This is a genomic window from Cupriavidus sp. MPR-AND1C (assembly GCF_058809705.1).
The window spans coordinates 1-17,228 of the sequence record NZ_JBXASU010000060.1; the positions used below are offsets into that span (position 1 = coordinate 1).

Sequence of the window (17,228 nt, forward strand, 5' to 3'; positions counted from 1 at the left end):
CCCCAACGCCCCGCCCCTAAACCACAATCTCCCGCGACATCTGCGGCCTTCGCACCAACAACTCAGCCAGCTTCTTCAACGCGGCAGCAAGATGGGCGCGCGTCTCGACGCCGCCCAGCGAGATGCGGATCGCATTGGGCGGCGTGGGGCCGGCATGGAACGCATCGGAAGCGGTAACACGCAGATCCTGCGCACGCGCGGCCTGCGTCAGCGCCAGCGAAGTCCAGTAGCTCGGCAAGGTGTGCCAGACGTGTATGCCGCTGGGTGGAGCCTGGTCCGCGCTGAACAGCAACTGCCGTGCGAGCTCGCGCCGCGCGAAGGCTTCCGTGCGGATCCCGGCCAGCAGCTGCGCGGCGGAGCCTTCGTGGATCCACTGCGTGGCCAGGGCTGTCGACAGCGGCGTGGACATCAACGCGAACGAGCGCAGCGCGGCCAGCACGCCCGCCCGGCTGCGCGCTTCGGGCAGGCGGATATAGGCGGTGCGCAGCCCCGGGCTCAGGCATTTCGACAGCGTGGCAACGTAGTAGACCTGGCTCGGCGCGAAGTGGGCCACGGGCGGCGGTGCGTCGCTGCCGAGCAGCCAGTAGGGATCGTCCTCGATGATCCATGCGCCGCACTGCTGCGCGGCCAGCGCGACATCGCGGCGCCGGTGCGCGGGCATGGTCCGCGTGGTCGGGTTCTGGATGGTCGGGTTGAGGTAGATCGCGCGCGCGCCATGCTCGCGCAATGCTTGCTCCAGCGCATCGGGCCGCATGCCGTCGTCATCGGTGGCCACCGTGACCACGCGGCGCCCGAGCTGCTCGGCCGCAGCGCGCAGGCCGGGATAGGTCAGCGGCTCCGCGAGGATGGCGTCGCCGGGCTGCGTGAGCGTGAGGATCAGCGCCGCCAGCGCGGCCTGGGCGCCGGGGCAGGCAATCAGCTGCTGCGGGCTGACCGACTCCAGCACCGGCTTCAGCCACATGGCGCCGGCGGCCCGGTCCGCCCTGCTGCCGCCACCAAGCTGGTAGGTCATGAGCAGGTGCGCATCGGTGCGCAGCAGCACCTGCGACAGGCCGCGCTGCAGCAAGTCATGGAAGTCCACGCCGGCGGGCGGCGGCGGCACGTTCATGCTCAGGTCAACCATCTGCGCCAGTTCGACCTTGGGCGGGGCGACGAAGGTGCCCAGCGCCCCGCGCGCCTCGATCAGGTTGCGCCGCTTGGCCTCGGTGAACGCGCGCGTCACCGTGGTGAGATCCACCCCGAGCTGCCTGGCCAGCTCGCGCTGCGGCGGCAGGCGGTCGCCGGGGTTCAGGCGCCCGTCCCCGACCGCGCGCTCGATGAAGCCAACGATCTGCCGGTAGCGCGCGCCCTCGCCGCGCACGAAGGCGGCGGCCCAGCCCGGACCGTCGTCGTCATCTTGTATGGATTTACTGGGATGCATTTTGCTTTATGTATGGCCTTTGTCTTACATTATCATGCGCCGCAGCATCACACAAATCCATACATTTAACGCTTTGTATGCGTTTCCCGCCAGTCCGGCGGAATCCCCTCTCTCGCGATGGTTTCCAGCGTGCCGTGGCAGGCAGTCCCGACGCGCGCGCCGGTTATGTGATGCATAACTAAGGTGTGTCTTATGCGTAACTCATTTGCCGGGGCAGACGCTGCTGTCCGGCGAGAATCCAGCGCTTGGCTGAATGCTTGCAAGGGAGGGCTCCGCCATGCGGGGCTATTTCTCGGTGGAGCAGCGATGCTCCTTCTCAGTGGCTGCCAGCTGGAGCTGCTATCCCCGAAGGGCGACATCGGGCACCAGGAAAAGACGCTGATCCTGGTCTCGCTGTTCATCATGCTGCTGGTCGTCGTGCCCGTCATTTTCCTGACGCTGTATTTCGGCTGGCGCTATCGCGCCTCCAACACCAAGGCAACGTATGCGCCCAAATGGGCGCACTCCACGCGGATCGAGGTGGTCATCTGGACCATCCCGTGCGTGATCGTGGCCGGCCTGGCGGTGCTGATCTGGAACACCACGCATTCGCTGGACCCCTACAAGCCGCTGGAGTCGACCGTCAAGCCCATCCGCGTCGAAGCCGTGGCGCTGAACTGGAAATGGCTGTTCATCTACCCGGACTACGGCATCGCCTCGGTCAACCGGCTGCCGATCCCGGTCGATACGCCGATCAATTTCAGCATCACCGCGGAATCGATGATGAACTCCCTGTTCATCCCGCAGCTCGGCAGCATGGTCTATGCCATGGCCGGCATGCAGACCAAGCTGCACCTGATCGCCGACACGCCTGGCACCTACGCGGGCATGTCCGCGGCCTACAGCGGCCCGGGCTTCTCCGACATGCATTTCGACACCGTGGCCACCTCGCGCGAGGCGTTCGACGCGTGGGTACGGCAGGCCAGGCAGTCGCCGCTGACGCTGGACGAGAAGGCCTACAAGACGCTGGAGCTGCCGAGCACCAAGGAGCCGGCGACGGTCTACGCGGGCGTTGCGCCCGGCCTGTTCCAGAACATCGTCAACAAGTACATGCATAGCGATATGCGCGCCAACATGCGTGGCGATGCGCGTGGCGATGCGCGTGGAAGCGCGCTTGGCAACGCGCTTGGCAATGCGCTTGGCGACGTATGCACAGCCCAAAGCCCCCCGCTGGCGGCCAACTGATGAAGCCAATGAATCCGAAACACATGCACTGCATGCAACACACGCAACGCCACCGCGCCGCGGCCACGGAGCACTGATCCATGTTCGGCAAACTGAACCTCGAGGCGATTCCGTACCATGAGCCCATCATCATGGGTACGCTGGCCGCCGTCATTCTGGGCGGCGTCGCGCTGCTCGGCGCCGTCACCTACTTCGGCAAATGGAAGTACCTGTGGACCGAGTGGATCTGCTCGGTCGACCACAAGCGCATCGGCGTGATGTACATCATCATGGCGCTGGTCATGCTGCTGCGCGGCTTTGCCGACGCCATCATGATGCGCGCGCAGCAGGCGATCGCTGTCGGCGATGCGGCTGGCTACCTGCCTCCACACCACTACGACCAGATCTTCACCGCCCACGGCGTGATCATGATCTTCTTCGTGGCGACGCCGTTCATCCTCGGCTTGATGAACGTCATCGTGCCGCTGCAGATCGGCGCGCGCGACGTGGCCTATCCGTTCGTCAACTCGCTCAGCTTCTGGCTGGCGGCAGCGGGCGCGGTGCTGGTGATGATGTCGATGTTCGTCGGCGACTTTGCCGCCACGGGCTGGGTCGCCTATCCACCGTTGTCCGAGCTGGGATACAGCCCGACGGTGGGGGTGGACTACTACATATGGTCACTACAGATATCGGGCCTGGGAACCACGCTCACCGGGATCAACTTCATCGTCACCATCCTGCGCATGCGTGCCCCGGGCCTGACGCTGATGAAGATGCCGGTGTTCACCTGGACCGCGCTGATCACCAACATCCTGATCGTTGCCGTGTTCCCGGTGCTGACCGCCACGCTCGCGCTGCTCACCGCCGACCGCTACCTGGGCATGCACTTCTTTACCAATGAGCTTGGCGGCAACGCCATGATGTACGTCAACCTGATCTGGGTCTGGGGCCACCCGGAGGTCTACATCCTCATCCTGCCGTGCTTCGGCGCCTTCTCGGAGATCATCTCCACGTTCTCCGGCAAGCCGCTGTTCGGCTACAAGTCGATGGTGTACGCCACCTCGTCCATCGGGATCCTGTCGTTCTTCGTCTGGCTGCACCACTTCTTCACGATGGGCTCCGGGGCGAACGTCAATGCCTTCTTCGGGATCATGACGACCATCATCTCGATCCCGACGGGCGTGAAGCTGTTCAACTGGCTGTTCACGATGTATCGCGGCCGCATCCGCTACCACTCGTCCACGCTGTGGACGATCGGCTTCATGGTGACCTTTGCCATCGGTGGCATGACCGGCGTGCTGCTGGCCGTGCCCGGCGCCGACTTCTTGCTGCATAACAGCCTGTTCCTGGTCGCGCACTTCCACAACGTGATCATTGGCGGCGTCATCTTCGGCTGCCTGGCCGCCATGAGCTTCTGGTTCCCCAAGGTGTTCGGCTTCACCCTGAACGAGCGCTGGGGCAAGATCTCGTTCTGGTGCTGGCTGGTGGGCTTCTACCTGGCCTTCATGCCGCTCTACGTGCTCGGCTTCAAGGGCATGACCCGCCGGATGAACCACTACACGCACGCCGACTGGCAGCCCTACCTGATCGTGGCGCTGTGCGGCGCCGTGATCATCGGCGCCGGCATCGTCGCCCTGCTCATCCAGCTGGCCGTGAGCGTGCGCGACCGCAAGCAAAATCCCGACCTCACCGGCGACCCGTGGGATGGGCGCAGCCTGGAGTGGGCCACCGCATCACCGGCCCCCTTCTACAACTTCGCCCATGTGCCGCACATCACCTCGCTGGAACAACACTGGGATGACAAGGAGGCGGGGCGCGCCTACGTGCGGCCAGCCCACTACGAGGACATCCATATGCCCAGGAACACCAGCGCGGGCGTGATCGTGTCGGCGTTTGGCCTGGTGCTCTGCTTCGCGCTCGTCTGGCACATGTGGGCAATCGCGGGCCTTGGCCTGCTGGGCGTGATCGGCACCTTCATCGCACGGACCTACAACCGCGACGTGGACTACTACGTCCCGGCGGCCGAAGTCGAACGCATCGAAAACGCGCGCTATGCGCAGCTACGCAAGGCGGCTTGACCCATGAGCTACACAGTCATTCACAATACGCACGAGCATGTCGCGCACGACGACGGATCCAAGACCACGCTGGGGTTCTGGATCTACCTGATGAGCGACTGCCTGATCTTCGCCGTGCTGTTCGCCACCTTCGGCGTGCTCGCCAGCAATACAGCGGGAGGCCCCAGCGGCCGGGAGCTGTTCGAGCTGCCGTTCGTGCTCGGCGAAACCATGCTGCTGCTGATCAGCAGCTTCACCTTCGGCGTGGCCATGCTGAACATGCAGCCCGGGCGGGAGCGCCAGGTCATCCAGTGGCTGGGCATCACGTTCCTGCTTGGCGCGGCCTTCATCGCCATGGAGCTGTATGAGTTTGCCGAGCTGCTGCATGCCGGCGCGGGGCCGGGCGTCAGCGCGTTCTTGTCTGCCTACTTCTCCCTGGTGGGCACCCACGGCCTGCACGTGAGTTGCGGCCTGCTGTGGATCCTGGTCATGATGCACCAGGTCAAGTCCTTCGGCCTGGATGGCGTGACCCGGCGCCGCCTGGCCTGCCTCAGCCTGTTCTGGCACTTCCTGGACCTGATCTGGATCTGCGTGTTCACCTTTGTCTATCTGCGAGAGTTTGTATGAAGACCGCCCATCTCCACACAGGATCCGCGGCGCACGCCGCGCACGGCAGCCTGAAAGGCTATGCGATCGGCTTTGCGCTGTCGCTGGTGCTCACCCTCGCGTCGTTCGGCGCGGTGATGGGCGGGTTCGTGCCCAAGGGCATGGGCCTTGCCGCCATCGTGCTGCTTTGCGTTGCGCAGCTGGTGGTGCAGCTGGTGTTCTTCCTGCATATCGGGACGTCCGCGGACCAGCGCATGAACACGGCGATCTTCGTGTGCACCGGGACGCTGATCGCCATCATCGTGGCAGGCTCGCTGTGGGTCATGCATAACGCGAACGTCAACATGATGCCGATGGATATGTCGCCGGAACGCGCGCGTCTGCGCGACTAGCACCACGGTCGCCAAGGGCACCATGGCGTGGCCGGCCCCCTCGGCGGGGGCCGGCCCCGCGCCACCTTCAGGCGGCGTGCTTGAGAAAGATCAGAAAAACAGGCTGCCGGCGGCCGCCGTGCGGCTGGCCGCGGGCCAGTGGCGGATATTCTGAAACCGCGTGGTCCGGTCGCCAAGCAGGCTGGCGCCCCCTTCCCAATAGACCCAGCTCCGGCCCCTTCTGAGGCGGTCCAGATAGGCGTCTTCAAACCCGGCTGGCAAGCGATTGGCCATGGAGGCCAGCGCGCTTTCGTCAGCGCCGAACGCACCAGCAAGCCTGAATTTCCCGCCCGACAGGCCATCGGCGATGCTCAGGTCCAGGTAAGGCACGAACAGGCCGATGCGGCGCAGCGCCGCCGGCATCGCACCGCCCCATGCCTGGACGGCAGCACGCAACGCACCGAGCGCGAGCAGGAACGCCCGCTCATTCCTGGCCGTCAGCACACGGCCACTAAGCACACCATCCATCAGTTCCTTACCCGCGGCGGCGAATGCCGGCGGTGCAAGCGGGACGCCTTCGGGATGCGCCTGGCCGAGAAGCGCAAGGCAAGCCGCGAGGCCGCTTGCGCTTTGCTCGCCCATGCTCAGGGCAGGACAACGCGGATCGGAATCGGAAAGCAGAAGCAGCACATCGGCAGCGTGGCGCGGCGATGCCAGCACGATGCGGTCATAGGCGAGACCGGCGTCTCGCATGCACAGTTCAAGCGCGGTGCAGGCCGGACATCCGGCCAATACAAATAACTGGTACTTCATGGCTGCGGCGATTTCCCCTGGCGTCGACAATGACGCGCGTCCGGGGGATGTTGCCGCACCGCAACAATGCAGAACAGGAGCAGAAGTACGCTATTTGGAGCGGAGCAGAGCCGAATTTCGCCGGGGCCGAATTTCTCCGGAGCCGAATTTCTCCGGAGCGTTAACCGGGCAGCCGCAGCGCGGCATTCAACTGGTCAACCACTTCCGCCCAGTCAGCATCTCCCAGGATTTCCTCCCGCAGCAACGTGGCCTGCGCGGGCGTCCAGAACGGGGCGTCCGCAAGCACGACATCGGGGGCCAGGGGAGAATGCGCGGCCAGGAATTCACGGATCGCCCGGTCGTCGGCGGGCAGGCCGAGTTGCGCAAACAACTCGGAAAAATGGTGGAAGGAATTGTCCATGGCGTGCGTACCTCCTATGGTGAAGACACATCACTGCATCACTGAATCACTGAATCACATGCATCACTGCGCGGCCCTGCGCGCTGAAACCGGCTCAGCCCCGCGCAATCCGCTTGGCCATGCTCCAGCGATGCACCTCCGAGGGGCCATCGTAGATCCGGAAGGCGCGCATGTCGCGGAAGATGCGCGCAACAATGGTTTCGTCCGTCACCCCGCTGCCGCCAAGCACCTGCACGGAACGATCCACCACCCGCCACAACGCCTCCGAGCAATACACCTTGGCCAGGCTGGACTCGTCGCGCCCCTTCTCGCCCTGGTCCAGCACCCAGGCGCAGTGCCAGATGGTCAGGCGCGCGGTGTGCATATCCATTTCGTTGTCGGCCAGCATGAACCCCACGCCCTCATGCTCCACCAGGGTCCGGCCAAACGCAAGGCGCTGGCGCGCATAGCTGGCCGCAATGTCATGCGCGCGCCGGGCCGCCCCGAGCCAGCGCATGCAGTGCGTCAGCCGCGCCGGGGCCAGGCGCAGCTGCGCGTAGCGGAATCCTTCGCCAAGCTTGCCGAGCACATCGCTTTCGGGCACGCGCAGGCCATCGAAACGCACCACCGCATGCCCACCCGTGAAGCACGTATCGAGCGCCTCCATCTGCCGCTCGATCTCGACACCGGCCTGGTTCATGTCAGCGAGGAACATGGTGGCGGTGCCGTCTTCCATCCGCGCCATGATGATGGCAAAGGTGGCGCCGGTGGCGCCCGTGATAAACCACTTCCTGCCCGTGATCACGAAATGATCCCCATCGCGCACCGCCGTGGTCTGCAGCATCGACGGATCGGCCCCCGCGCCTGGCGCCGGCTCGGTCATGCAAAAGCACGAGCGCGTGTGCCCGAGGATCAGGGGATGCAGCCAGCGCGCCTTCTGCTCCGGCGTGGCAACCAGTTCCATCAGGTGGATATTGCCTTCGTCCGGCGCGTGGATGTTCATCGCCACCGGCCCCAGCGGCGAGTAGCCCGCCTCTTCAAAGACAATGGCCTTGTCCCGGTGCGAAAGCCCGAGGCCTCCGGCCTGCGTGCTGGCGTGGGGTGTCAGCAAGCCCGCCGCCCTTGCCTTGTCCACCAGGTCCGTGCGCAGATCCTCGGTCGGGCCGTGCGCCGTTTGCCGGGGATCGCGCTCCATGGGCATGACCTGCTCCGCAATGAACTGGCGGGTGCGTGCCTGCAACTCCCGTTGAACGGGCGTCAAACTGAAGTCCATCATCTTGCCTCGCCTTGCTTCGTTTTCCGATTTGGCCGTTGCAGCCATGCGCAATGCATTGTAGGCGAGGCGGGTGTCCCGGCGCGAGGTGTGTGGATAGGCCGGCGTGGCTATCCCTGCGCGGCTAGCACGCGACGTGGCACACGCCAAGTTGCTGGGCCATCAGCACGAGATCGGCAAACGTGCGCGCTTTCATCTTGCGCATGGCCTGCCCGCGGTGGATCTTTACCGTCACCTCGCTGATGCCGATGCGCCCGGCAATCTGCTTGTTCATCAGCCCGGATGCGGCCAGTCCCATCACCTCCGACTCGCGCGGCGTCAGTGTCTCGAAACTGCAGCGAAGCCCCTGGGCCTTGCGCATTCCTTCGCGTCGCCGGCGGTCCTTCTCGAGTGCCGCCGATACCGCATCGAGCAGGTCCTGATCGCGAAACGGCTTGGCCATGAAGTCTTCCGCGCCAGCCTTCATCGCTGCCACGGTCATGGCAATATCGCCATAGCCCGTCATGAAGATGATCGGGACACGGATGCCCAATTGCCCCAAGTGCGCCTGCAGGTCCAGTCCACTCTGGCCGCGCAGCCTGACATCGAGCACCAGGCAGCAAGGCGCTTCCGGCAACCGGTACTCAAGCAATTCCGCGGCCGAGCCGAACAGCGCGGCACGCATGCCGACCGAGCGGAACAGGGTGCCCAGCGCACCGCGCAGCGACGCATCGTCGTCGACGACCAGCACCAACGCCTCGTCCCGGTCAATCGTCTCGACAGGCTCCAGACTTTGAATTGTCACGGTCAGTTTCTCCAGTCAGATTCAAAGGCGCCAGCACGAACGCGGACCACGTCAATCGTTGTTTCGGGCTGTGCGGGGCGGTGTCGCCGCATGGCTTGCCCATGGGCACTCTACGCTTTTGCCCTGCCGGCGTATTGTCGATTTGTGCCGGCTTTTGTCTACTGTGGCTTGTTAATGCGTGCCTCACAGTCGAAGATTACTAACGATCACTTTAAGGGCAGCGCTTGCCCAAGGACCCGCTGACCCATGCCAAAAGACAATAGACGCTCAATAGACGCTCGCCAGGGCGCCGCCCAGGCCTGCGGTCACGGCTGTGGTTGCGGCACCGGCAGGGTAAAGGAGAAGGCCGCGCCGGGGCCTGCCGGATGCTGGCCGCTTTGCGCCTCGGCACGCACGGGAGACTCGGCCCATATGGAGCCACCATGCGCTTCGACGATCGATCGGCAGATCGACAGGCCCATGCCCAGCCCTTGCTCGCGCGTGGTGTAGAACGCCTCGAACAGCTTGCCCAGCTTTCCCGCGTCGATACCCGGGCCGGTATCCTCCACCCGCAACAGTACCTGGCCGTCGGCGGGCGCCGCGGTGGTGACCCGAAGGTGACGGCGCCCCGGACGGCGGCATGACATTGCCTGGATGGCATTGACGAGCAGGTTGATGATCACCTGCTGCAACTGGATGCGGTCGCCGAGCACTTGCGGCAGCCCGGCCGCGCAGTCCTGGGCAATGACGATGGCTTGAGCCTCGGCCTGGTGCTTGACCATGGCCACGGTCTCGGCCACAAGGTCGCTCAATTGCAACGGCAAGCGACGAGACTCCCCCTTGCGCGCGAGCGCCCGGATGCGCCGGATCACCTCGCTTGCGCGCAGTCCTTCCGCGATCATGTTCTCCACCGCATGACGCGCTTCATCGAGATCGGGTTCGGGACGGTTGATCCAGCGCAGGCACGCGCCGCCATACGTGACGATACCGGTCAGCGGCTGATTGACCTCGTGCGCAATCGACGCCGCCAGCTCGCCAAGCGTGGTGACCCGGGAGACGTGCGCCAGTTCGGCTTGTGCCCGCTGGCGCTCCTGGTTCTGGCGCAGCAACTCTTCATAGAGCCTGGCATTCTCCAGGGAGATGGCTGCCTGGGAGGCCAGCATGGCCAGCAGGTTGATTCTCCGGCCGGTAAACAGCCCATCCGCCAGATTATTCTCCAGGTAGAGCACGCCGATCGGCGCGGCCTGCTTGGCCAGCGCCAGGCACGCCACCGAGCGCACGCTGCGCGCCTGGACGTCCGCATCCTGCCCGAACTTCGCATGCGTCCTGGCATTGTCGAGGACGAAATCCGCGCGGGTCGTGAGCGCCGCGTCGATGATGGCGCGGGGATAGGGCACGGCGCCGGCCGGGTCCAGGTCGACCACAATGCCGGATTGCTCGGTCCGGGCTTGCGCGGCCAGGCGCAGTGCACCGTCCTGCCAGAGAAACAGCAATGCTCTCTGTGCGGCCGCCTGCTCAAGGGTGGTCGTCAGCAGCGTGTTGATCAGGCGGTCGAGCTGTATCTCGCCGGCCAGCGCCTGCGTCGCCCTGATGGCGGTGTCGAGGTCCAGCTGGGAGGCAGGGCCGATATAGGTAGCGGGCTGAAGGGCCGCCGCGTCGGTCCGTTCGATGGCCGTGCGGCCCGTGTCCAGATCCGTGCCGTCATGGGCGCGCGCGCGCGCCTCCAGCTTGCGCACCAGGCCCTCGGCGCCCCAACTGCCATAGGCATCGCGGGCCTTGCGCAAGTAAGCCATTGCCGGCGCCGCCAGGCCCTGTTCGAAACAGCAGCGCGCGCACAGATCGTAGGCCAGGGCCTCGTCATGCACCAGGTCCCGCTCTCGCGCCTGTCGGGCCGCCTGCTCGTACTGCCGCATGGCCTGCAAGGGATCTCGCGCCATGCGCGAGGCTTCGGCCGACAGGATGCCCGCGCGCGCGCCGAAGTTGGCGGGATTCTCCCGTGCCCAGGCGCTCAGCTGGTCGTGATGGCGTTTGAACGCCGCCGCGTGCGCGCCGCCAGGCACGTGGCCGGATGTGTGGCCTGGTGCGTGGCCCGGGAATACCGGCGCCCGCGCCAACGTGAGCGCCGCGAAAAAATGATAGTCCGCGATCTCCAGGAAATACGGGGCGGTCCATAGCAGCGGCTCCGCCTTGCGGGCCGCGTCCAGCGCCCCCCGATAGTCGTCCGCGGCGAAACAGGCCTGCAGCTTGCGAATCCAGTAGCAGCAGGCGGCGACGGCGAGGCGGGGATCGGCCTGCAGTCTTGCCTCGGCTTCCAGCAGCCCCGGCTCGCCGGCCTCCCGCGCCATCCAGCCTGCGGCCCTGCCCCGCAGCACCGCCACATACCTGGCCTGCGCGCTCAGGATATCGACGACCCGCCCCAGGCCGAGAGAGCGGGCGAAAGCCAGGCCAGTCTCGATCTGCGCCTCCACGCTGGCCAGCGGCTCCGCGCAACCGAGCAGATGGGTCACCAGCTGGTTGCGGCTATAGGCAGCGAAATTGAAATCCCCCGTCTGCCGGCCCTCTTCGAAACTGCGCTCGATCAGTTCGCGCCCGCCGCGGATGGGCTGGGTCCACGGCAGCAGCAACGCCCCAAAGCACATATGGACCTTGGCGCGAAAGCGGCCCATGCCCTCCTGCGCGACCAGCGCCAGGCCGGCCTGGCCCAGGCGATAACCCAGCCCGTAGTCGCCACAACGCGGCCCGATCGTCATGCCAAGGTGAACGTACGCAATGCAGGAGGCTTCGTCGTTGCCATGCTCCAGGCTGATGAGCGCCATCCAGAGCGGTATCAGGTCGCGCAGGTTCCGGTCCATGAACGACGCGGGCGACATCACCTCGGCCAGGACGCTGAGCGTGGCGCGCCACACCGGGCTATGCATGCGCGGCAAGCTGGCCAGCGACTCGACCGGCCGATCGCCCAGCAACGCAAGCAAGCGCTGGTACTCCTCCTCCACCTGCCCCGGCGCGTCGGGCCGGAAGTCCAGGCCCATCGTGCGGACGAACCCCAGCCCCAGCCTGACGGCGTGGTCGGACTGGTCAAGCGCCGTATGCACCGCCACTTGCAGCCGCGTGACCGCCGCCAGGTCGGCGGGTGTCCGCGTCCTGGCGCTCAGGTCCAGCAAACTGGCCGCGGCGGCGCCAAGCCGGCCGTCAACGAATTCGCACTCGGCGCGGCCCATCGCCAACGCCAGCGCCAACGCGTGATGGGTCTCCCATGCCCCGTCTGGCAGCCATCGCTCGCCGGCGGAAAAACAAGCACTGGCGGTGTCGTAGGCGGTTGTCTTCATCGCGCGAAGCGCGGCCTCCAGGCTCAGTTGGGCAACCTGGAGCCGCTCGCCGTCATCGAGGTGGATGCCGGCTGCGCGGTTGAACTGGTCAACCGCGCAGAAGACGCCGCCGTCACCATTGTCACCGTGCGCCAACCGGCGGCCAAACCGCAGGTGCAAGGCCGGGCGATCGGCAACAGGAATCAAGGCATAGGCTGCCTCCTGGACCCGTTCGTGGGCGAAGCGATAGCAGGCATCGCCGACCACGATGTAGCCCCCGGCCACGGCTTGCGCCAGCAGGCCGCCAAGCCGTGCTTCGCTGACATCCAACGCCTGAGCCGCGGTTGCCGCCGGCACCGTGCTGCCCAGGCAAGACAGGGCCATCAGCAAGGCGCCTGTTTCCGGCGGCAGCCGCTGCAGGCCCTCGGCAAGCAAACCCGGCGCATCGCCCTGGCTATCCGGCAAGTCAGGCAATGGGGCGCTTGCGACCTCATCCAGGCTGCCGTGGTTGCGCCACGCCTGCTGGCACCGCCGCAGTTCGCCGACAAGCGCGCTCGCGCTGGGGTAGCGTTCCGCGGGCGCCTTGGCCAGCAACCGCATCACCATGGCCGACAACACTGGCGCAACGGCGTCGTTGCGCTCGGACGGCGCCACCGGCAGTCTTGCGAAATGGCTGTGCACCCAGCCTACCGGCTCGCTGGCTTCGAGCGGCAGGACACCCGTGAGCATCTGATACAGGATCACGCCCAGCGCGTAGAGGTCCGCCCGTGCGTCGACCGCTGACTCTCCCCTGGCGGCCTGCTCGGGTGCCATGTAGGCCAGGGTTCCCGCCAGCATCGGTGGTCGCGCGCCGGGCAAGGTGCCGGGCAAGGTGCCAGACGAGGCGACGGTGGCGATGCCGAACCCGGTAATCCAGGCCCGTTCCCGGTTCGGTGCGACCAGGAGATGCGCAGGCTTGATGTCGCGGTGGACGATGCCGGATTCGTGCATGGCCGCGATCGCGGCGGACACGGCGATCGCGATTTCCAGGAAGGCATCCAGCGCAAACGGCTCGCCAGGCAACGGGGCCAGCGGCAAGCCGCCCTCGTCGACCGCGAGCAGGGCCGGCCTGCGGTCATAGCGGATCAACGCCACCGGAAGCACTGCCCAATCGGATCGCAGCAGGTCCCGCAAGGTGAATTCGTGCTCGAGGCGCCGGCGCTGTACGCCGGCCACGCTGGCAGCCGGGCCGGCGAGCGAAAGCAGCACGGGCGGGCATCCGGCGGCAGTCCCGCGAAGCAGCGCGATCTCGCCGTCCAGCAAATATTCGAGCTTGTAGTTGCGCAACGAATTCATCGAACCTGGGACTGCATCATGAAAGCCGGAAAGCTCGGAAGCTCGGAGTATATTCCGCCCGACAGGGGCAATCAGCGGCAGAGGATGCGCCCGCCGGTGTCGCCGTCTCATACTTTGGTGTTACCCCCTGCCACGCCAGGCCTGGCCCGGGCGGGCCTGGCCGGACCCGAGAGCGCGTGGGCACGGGGCGCACGGCGCGGCCGGACCGCTCTTGCCCGCGCGCCCGGTGGGAATCCCTGACCGAGGCCGGCAATACCACCGTATGATTCCAGAGAACGTGGCAGCACGATATCCTCGATGCAAGCGATGGGGGCCTCCGACCGCTTCGTCACCGCTCATGACAAAAGGAGGAACACCGTGTGATAGCTACCCCGGTGATCGCCATCGTCGACGACGATGCTGCTGTCCGACAAGCCCTGGGAAGCCTGCTGCGCTCCTTGAGCATGAGCGTCGAACTCTATGCGAGCGGGAACGATCTGCTGCAGTCAAACACCATCGATGCCATTTCCTGCCTGGTCGCCGACGTGCAGATGCCCGCGATGAACGGCTTCGCGCTGTGCGAACACCTTCGCGCACGCGGGTTTTCCACGCCGGTGATCTTCATGACGGCCTTCCCTGACGAATGCTACCGGCAACGCGCCGAGGCGATCGGCGCTGCCTGCTTTCTCGGCAAGCCGTTCATGGAAGCCGACATCATCCGGTGCATCGGGAACGTGCTGGCGCGAAGCGCGAAGTCCGGGCCGCAGCCAGGGGACTGAAGACGATGCCCGAAATCGCGGTGCCCCTGGCACTCGGCATGCGCCACGAGCGGCTTGCCCTGGGCCTGAGCGGCTTTTTTGCCGCCGCCTCCATCCGGGCCGCCGACACCCTGCTGCCGGCCTTGTCACGGGACTTCGGGATCTCCGCGGGAAAGACCGGTGTGGCGGTGACAAGCTTCATGCTTGCCTATGCCGCATTCCAGCTGATCTACGGGCCCCTGGCCGAACGCTACGGCAAGCTGCGTGTCATCGCGGCTGCCTTGCTGGCCTGCGCCGTTGCCAATTTCAGCCAGTCGCTGGCGCCTGGCTTCGCATGGCTGGTGGTACTGCGCGCGATCGCCGGCGCGGCGGCGGCTGGCGTCATTCCGATCTGCCTGGCGCGCCTCGGCGATACCGAACCACTGGTCTCGCGGCAGAGCCTGCTCGCGCGCTACTCGGTGGCCACCATCTGCGGACTGATGACCGGCCAATGGGTATCCGGACTCGTCGCCGATGCGCTGGGCTGGCGTGCCGCCTTCGTGCTGCTGGCCGCCGGCTTCGCCTGCGTGGCCGCGATCCTGGTCAGCCTGGCACGCCGCGATGAAACGGCCGGCGATTGGCGGCGCGGGGCACCCGGCCCGCGGCCAGGACCCGCAACGCTGCTGAAATCCGCATGGGTGCGCCGGGTACTGTGCATGACCTTGCTGCTGGGCTTGCTCTGCCCGAGCGTGTTCGCCTTTGTGCCGACCTATCTCAAGCTCCACTTTGCCTTGTCCCTGGCGGCGGCCGGCGCCATCACGTCGATGCACGGCATAGGCGGGCTGCTGTACGCCGGCTTCGCGCCGGCGCTGATTCGCAGCGTGGGACGGCGGCGCCTGGCCAGGCTGGCGGCCGCGCTGCTTGGCGTGGGGATGGCCTGCATCGCACTTGGGCAACACTGGCTCTGGATTGCCGCGGGTTGCCTGTGCGCCGGCTGTGGCTACTACATCGTCCTGAATGCGATGCAGACCGCCGCCACGCAGATGGCACCTTCGCAACGCGCGAACGCCGTCGCCTTGTTTGCGTTCTGCCTGTTCGCCGGCCAGGGCCTTGGCGTGCTGCTAGCGGCGCGCCTGGTGGACACGGCCGGCATCCCGGCCTTGTTCGCCATCAGCGGCGCGCTCGTGATCCTGCTGATCCTGGAACTGTCCAGGCAACTGCTGCCGCGCCTGGACGCCACCCCGCCCTGATCCGGCGCAGGTGTGGTCAGCTGCCATCGGGTGCTGCCAGGTGGCGCACGACGGGCGGCGCGGCACCGCGGTGAAAGCTATGCACGCGCGTCTGGATCAGTTTGTCGTTCATGGTGTGGCGCTCGTGCTGGCGCAGATGCTCCAGCCACGACTCCACCAGGAAGGTCTCGATGAAGCGCCCGGGCGCGGCCAGGTCTTCGTAGACCCCCCAGGACAGCGCACCGCCGCGGCGGCGAATCCGGCGCATCTCCTGCACGGCCTTGCCAAACGCTGCCGCATCCTCGGGCGCGACCTCGTATTCCACGCAGATCATCACTGGCCCACGGTCGTGGGCCACGTCCAGTTCACCCGGGTGCAGAAAGCCTGAAGGCGCCAGGTCCAGCTCCGGCGAGATGCCCAGGCGCCACCGCAGCGCAGCGGTGCAAGCCAGGGCCAGCCCGGCTGCCGCTAGCATCAGGGCGGCGGGAATGCCCAGCAGCGCGGCGGTCTTGCCCCATAGCGCGCTCCCCGCGGTCATGGCGCCGAAGAACACGGTCAGGTAGGCCGCCAGCGCGCGTGCCTTGACCCAGCCCGCGGCGCTGCGCTGGGCGGCCACATTGAGCGTGGACAGTACCGCGATCCAGGCCAGCCCGGCAAACAGCAGTGCGGCTGCCAGCAGCCAGAAATGCCGCACATAGGCCAGCGCGAGCAAGCTCAGCGCGAACAGCAGGCTTGCCAGCACCACCATGCGATCGGCGCTGACCCGGCCGCGCAGCTTGGGGAGCACAAGCGCGCCGCCGACGGCGCCCAGGCCGATGCTGGCCAGCAGCAAGCCATATCCGCCCGGGCCGAGGCCCAGTTCCCGCCGGGCCACCAGCGGCAGCAGCGCCCAGCCGGCACTGCCGAAGAGAAAGAACGCGACCGCCCTGACCAGCACGACCCGCAGCAGCGGCGCGGCCTCCACATACCGCAGGCCGGCACGCACCGCCGAAAGGAAATGCTCGGGCGGCAGGTTCCGCCGGGCGGGCTCGGCCTTCCACCGGTACAGCACCAGCGTCACGCCCAGCACCGACAGCGCGTTGAGCAGAAAGACCACCGCGGGCCCGGAGAACGACAGGATCAAGCCACCCAGCGCAGGGCCGATCGCACGGCTGATATTGATCCCCAGGGAGTTCAGCGCAATGGCCGGCGGCAAGTCCGCCTTGTCGACCAGGTCCGGCACGATGGCCTGGAACGGCGGCGAGCTCATCGCCGCGCCGGTGCTCAGCAAAAATGCAGCCAGCAGCAGCACATGGGCGTTGACCAGGCCGGTGAGCGCAAGCACGCCCAGCGTGGTCGCCACCGCCAGCGTCCAAAGCTGCGCGAAGATCAGGTACTTGCGCCGGTCGACGATATCGGCCAGCACCCCGGACGGCAGGGCGAACAGGAACATCGGCAGGCTGCCCGCAGCCTGCACCAGGGCGACCATCAGGGGATCGGGGTCGAGCGACGTCATCAGCCAGCTGGCGCCTACGTCGTTCATCCAGGTACCCACATTGGACGCCACCGTGGCGATCCACAGCATCCGGAAAGTGCTGTACCGCAGCGGGCTCCACGGCGAGCCGGCTGCACCGGCGCTGCCGCGCTGCGCGGCGGGCGTGCCGGCTGAGCCGGCTTGAGAGTCATTCATGGCTTGGTCGCAAGTTGCTCAGGCACTGAAGGTGGCAATGCCAACAGTGGCACAGCCGCATTGTGTGGAGCACAGCGGGCGCCGTCTAC

At 66.5% G+C, this 17,228-nt stretch carries 13 protein-coding genes; 6 read left to right on the forward strand and 7 right to left on the reverse strand.

What is annotated here, in order from left to right; genetic code table 11:
* Window positions 1–16: 16 nt before the first annotated feature.
* Complete coding sequence (locus AC1RWI_RS26175) at window positions 17–1,420, reverse strand: aminotransferase-like domain-containing protein (RefSeq protein ID WP_043354236.1); 1,404 nt, start codon at window positions 1,418–1,420, stop codon at window positions 17–19.
* 306 nt (window positions 1,421–1,726) lie between these two features.
* Between AC1RWI_RS26175 and cyoA the strand changes: the two genes are divergently transcribed.
* From cyoA to cyoD, 4 genes are all read left to right on the forward strand, one after another.
* Window positions 1,727–2,644: a ubiquinol oxidase subunit II gene (gene cyoA / locus AC1RWI_RS26180; RefSeq protein WP_492869745.1), complete on the forward strand. Its 918-nt coding sequence runs from the start codon at window positions 1,727–1,729 to the stop codon at window positions 2,642–2,644.
* 80 nt (window positions 2,645–2,724) lie between these two features.
* Window positions 2,725–4,701, forward strand: coding sequence for a cytochrome o ubiquinol oxidase subunit I (cyoB, locus tag AC1RWI_RS26185; protein ID WP_174425386.1), 1,977 nt, complete (start codon window positions 2,725–2,727; stop codon window positions 4,699–4,701).
* 3 nt (window positions 4,702–4,704) lie between these two features.
* Complete coding sequence (gene cyoC / locus AC1RWI_RS26190) at window positions 4,705–5,307, forward strand: cytochrome o ubiquinol oxidase subunit III (RefSeq protein ID WP_492869747.1); 603 nt, start codon at window positions 4,705–4,707, stop codon at window positions 5,305–5,307.
* Window positions 5,304–5,678 (forward strand): cytochrome o ubiquinol oxidase subunit IV, encoded by a 375-nt coding sequence (gene cyoD, locus AC1RWI_RS26195; RefSeq protein WP_043354233.1) that lies wholly within the window; start codon window positions 5,304–5,306, stop codon window positions 5,676–5,678. Before cyoC ends, cyoD begins: the two co-directional genes overlap by 4 nt.
* Before the next feature lie 90 nt (window positions 5,679–5,768).
* Here the strand turns inward: cyoD and AC1RWI_RS26200 are convergent, their stop codons facing one another.
* The 5 genes from AC1RWI_RS26200 to AC1RWI_RS26220 form a co-directional block, all read right to left on the reverse strand.
* The gene (locus AC1RWI_RS26200) at window positions 5,769–6,410 is read right to left on the reverse strand and encodes a hypothetical protein (RefSeq protein ID WP_492869749.1); all 642 of its coding nucleotides are present in this window, start codon (window positions 6,408–6,410) and stop codon (window positions 5,769–5,771) included.
* 220 nt (window positions 6,411–6,630) lie between these two features.
* Window positions 6,631–6,870, reverse strand: a complete 240-nt coding sequence (locus AC1RWI_RS26205; protein WP_492869750.1) for a DUF2789 domain-containing protein — start codon at window positions 6,868–6,870, stop codon at window positions 6,631–6,633.
* 94 nt (window positions 6,871–6,964) lie between these two features.
* Entirely contained in the window at window positions 6,965–8,122 is a 1,158-nt protein-coding gene (locus AC1RWI_RS26210) for an acyl-CoA dehydrogenase family protein (RefSeq protein WP_043357934.1), read from the reverse strand.
* 124 nt (window positions 8,123–8,246) lie between these two features.
* Window positions 8,247–8,906, reverse strand: a complete 660-nt coding sequence (locus tag AC1RWI_RS26215) for a response regulator transcription factor (RefSeq protein ID WP_043354230.1) — start codon at window positions 8,904–8,906, stop codon at window positions 8,247–8,249.
* Between the two features lie 305 nt (window positions 8,907–9,211).
* Window positions 9,212–13,525: an ATP-binding protein gene (locus AC1RWI_RS26220; protein ID WP_492869751.1), complete on the reverse strand. Its 4,314-nt coding sequence runs from the start codon at window positions 13,523–13,525 to the stop codon at window positions 9,212–9,214.
* A gap of 374 nt (window positions 13,526–13,899) precedes the next feature.
* Here AC1RWI_RS26220 and AC1RWI_RS26225 point away from each other — a divergent pair, with 374 nt between their 5' ends.
* A complete protein-coding gene (locus AC1RWI_RS26225; protein WP_492869752.1) occupies window positions 13,900–14,283 on the forward strand; it encodes a response regulator transcription factor in 384 nt (127 codons plus the stop codon).
* 5 nt (window positions 14,284–14,288) lie between these two features.
* On the forward strand, window positions 14,289–15,491 hold the full coding sequence (locus tag AC1RWI_RS26230) for an MFS transporter (RefSeq protein WP_492869753.1): 1,203 nt from the start codon (window positions 14,289–14,291) through the stop codon (window positions 15,489–15,491).
* A gap of 16 nt (window positions 15,492–15,507) precedes the next feature.
* Here the strand turns inward: AC1RWI_RS26230 and AC1RWI_RS26235 are convergent, their stop codons facing one another.
* Entirely contained in the window at window positions 15,508–17,139 is a 1,632-nt protein-coding gene (locus AC1RWI_RS26235) for an MFS transporter (protein WP_043354225.1), read from the reverse strand.
* Window positions 17,140–17,228 lie beyond the last annotated feature (89 nt).

Bases quoted from the DNA above. Each gene is read 5' to 3' on its own strand.
- AC1RWI_RS26200 (WP_492869749.1), bottom strand. From the start codon at position 6,410: ATGCGAGACGCCGGTCTCGCCTATGACCGCATCGTGCTGGCATCGCCG.
- AC1RWI_RS26205 (WP_492869750.1), bottom strand. From the start codon at position 6,870: ATGGACAATTCCTTCCACCATTTTTCCGAGTTGTTTGCGCAACTCGGC.
- cyoC (WP_492869747.1), top strand. From the start codon at position 4,705: ATGAGCTACACAGTCATTCACAATACGCACGAGCATGTCGCGCACGAC.
- AC1RWI_RS26230 (WP_492869753.1), top strand. From the start codon at position 14,289: ATGCCCGAAATCGCGGTGCCCCTGGCACTCGGCATGCGCCACGAGCGG.
- AC1RWI_RS26210 (WP_043357934.1), bottom strand. From the start codon at position 8,122: ATGGACTTCAGTTTGACGCCCGTTCAACGGGAGTTGCAGGCACGCACC.
- cyoD (WP_043354233.1), top strand. From the start codon at position 5,304: ATGAAGACCGCCCATCTCCACACAGGATCCGCGGCGCACGCCGCGCAC.
- AC1RWI_RS26220 (WP_492869751.1), bottom strand. From the start codon at position 13,525: ATGAATTCGTTGCGCAACTACAAGCTCGAATATTTGCTGGACGGCGAG.
- cyoB (WP_174425386.1), top strand. From the start codon at position 2,725: ATGTTCGGCAAACTGAACCTCGAGGCGATTCCGTACCATGAGCCCATC.
- cyoA (WP_492869745.1), top strand. From the start codon at position 1,727: ATGCTCCTTCTCAGTGGCTGCCAGCTGGAGCTGCTATCCCCGAAGGGC.
- AC1RWI_RS26175 (WP_043354236.1), bottom strand. From the start codon at position 1,420: ATGCATCCCAGTAAATCCATACAAGATGACGACGACGGTCCGGGCTGG.
- AC1RWI_RS26235 (WP_043354225.1), bottom strand. From the start codon at position 17,139: ATGAATGACTCTCAAGCCGGCTCAGCCGGCACGCCCGCCGCGCAGCGC.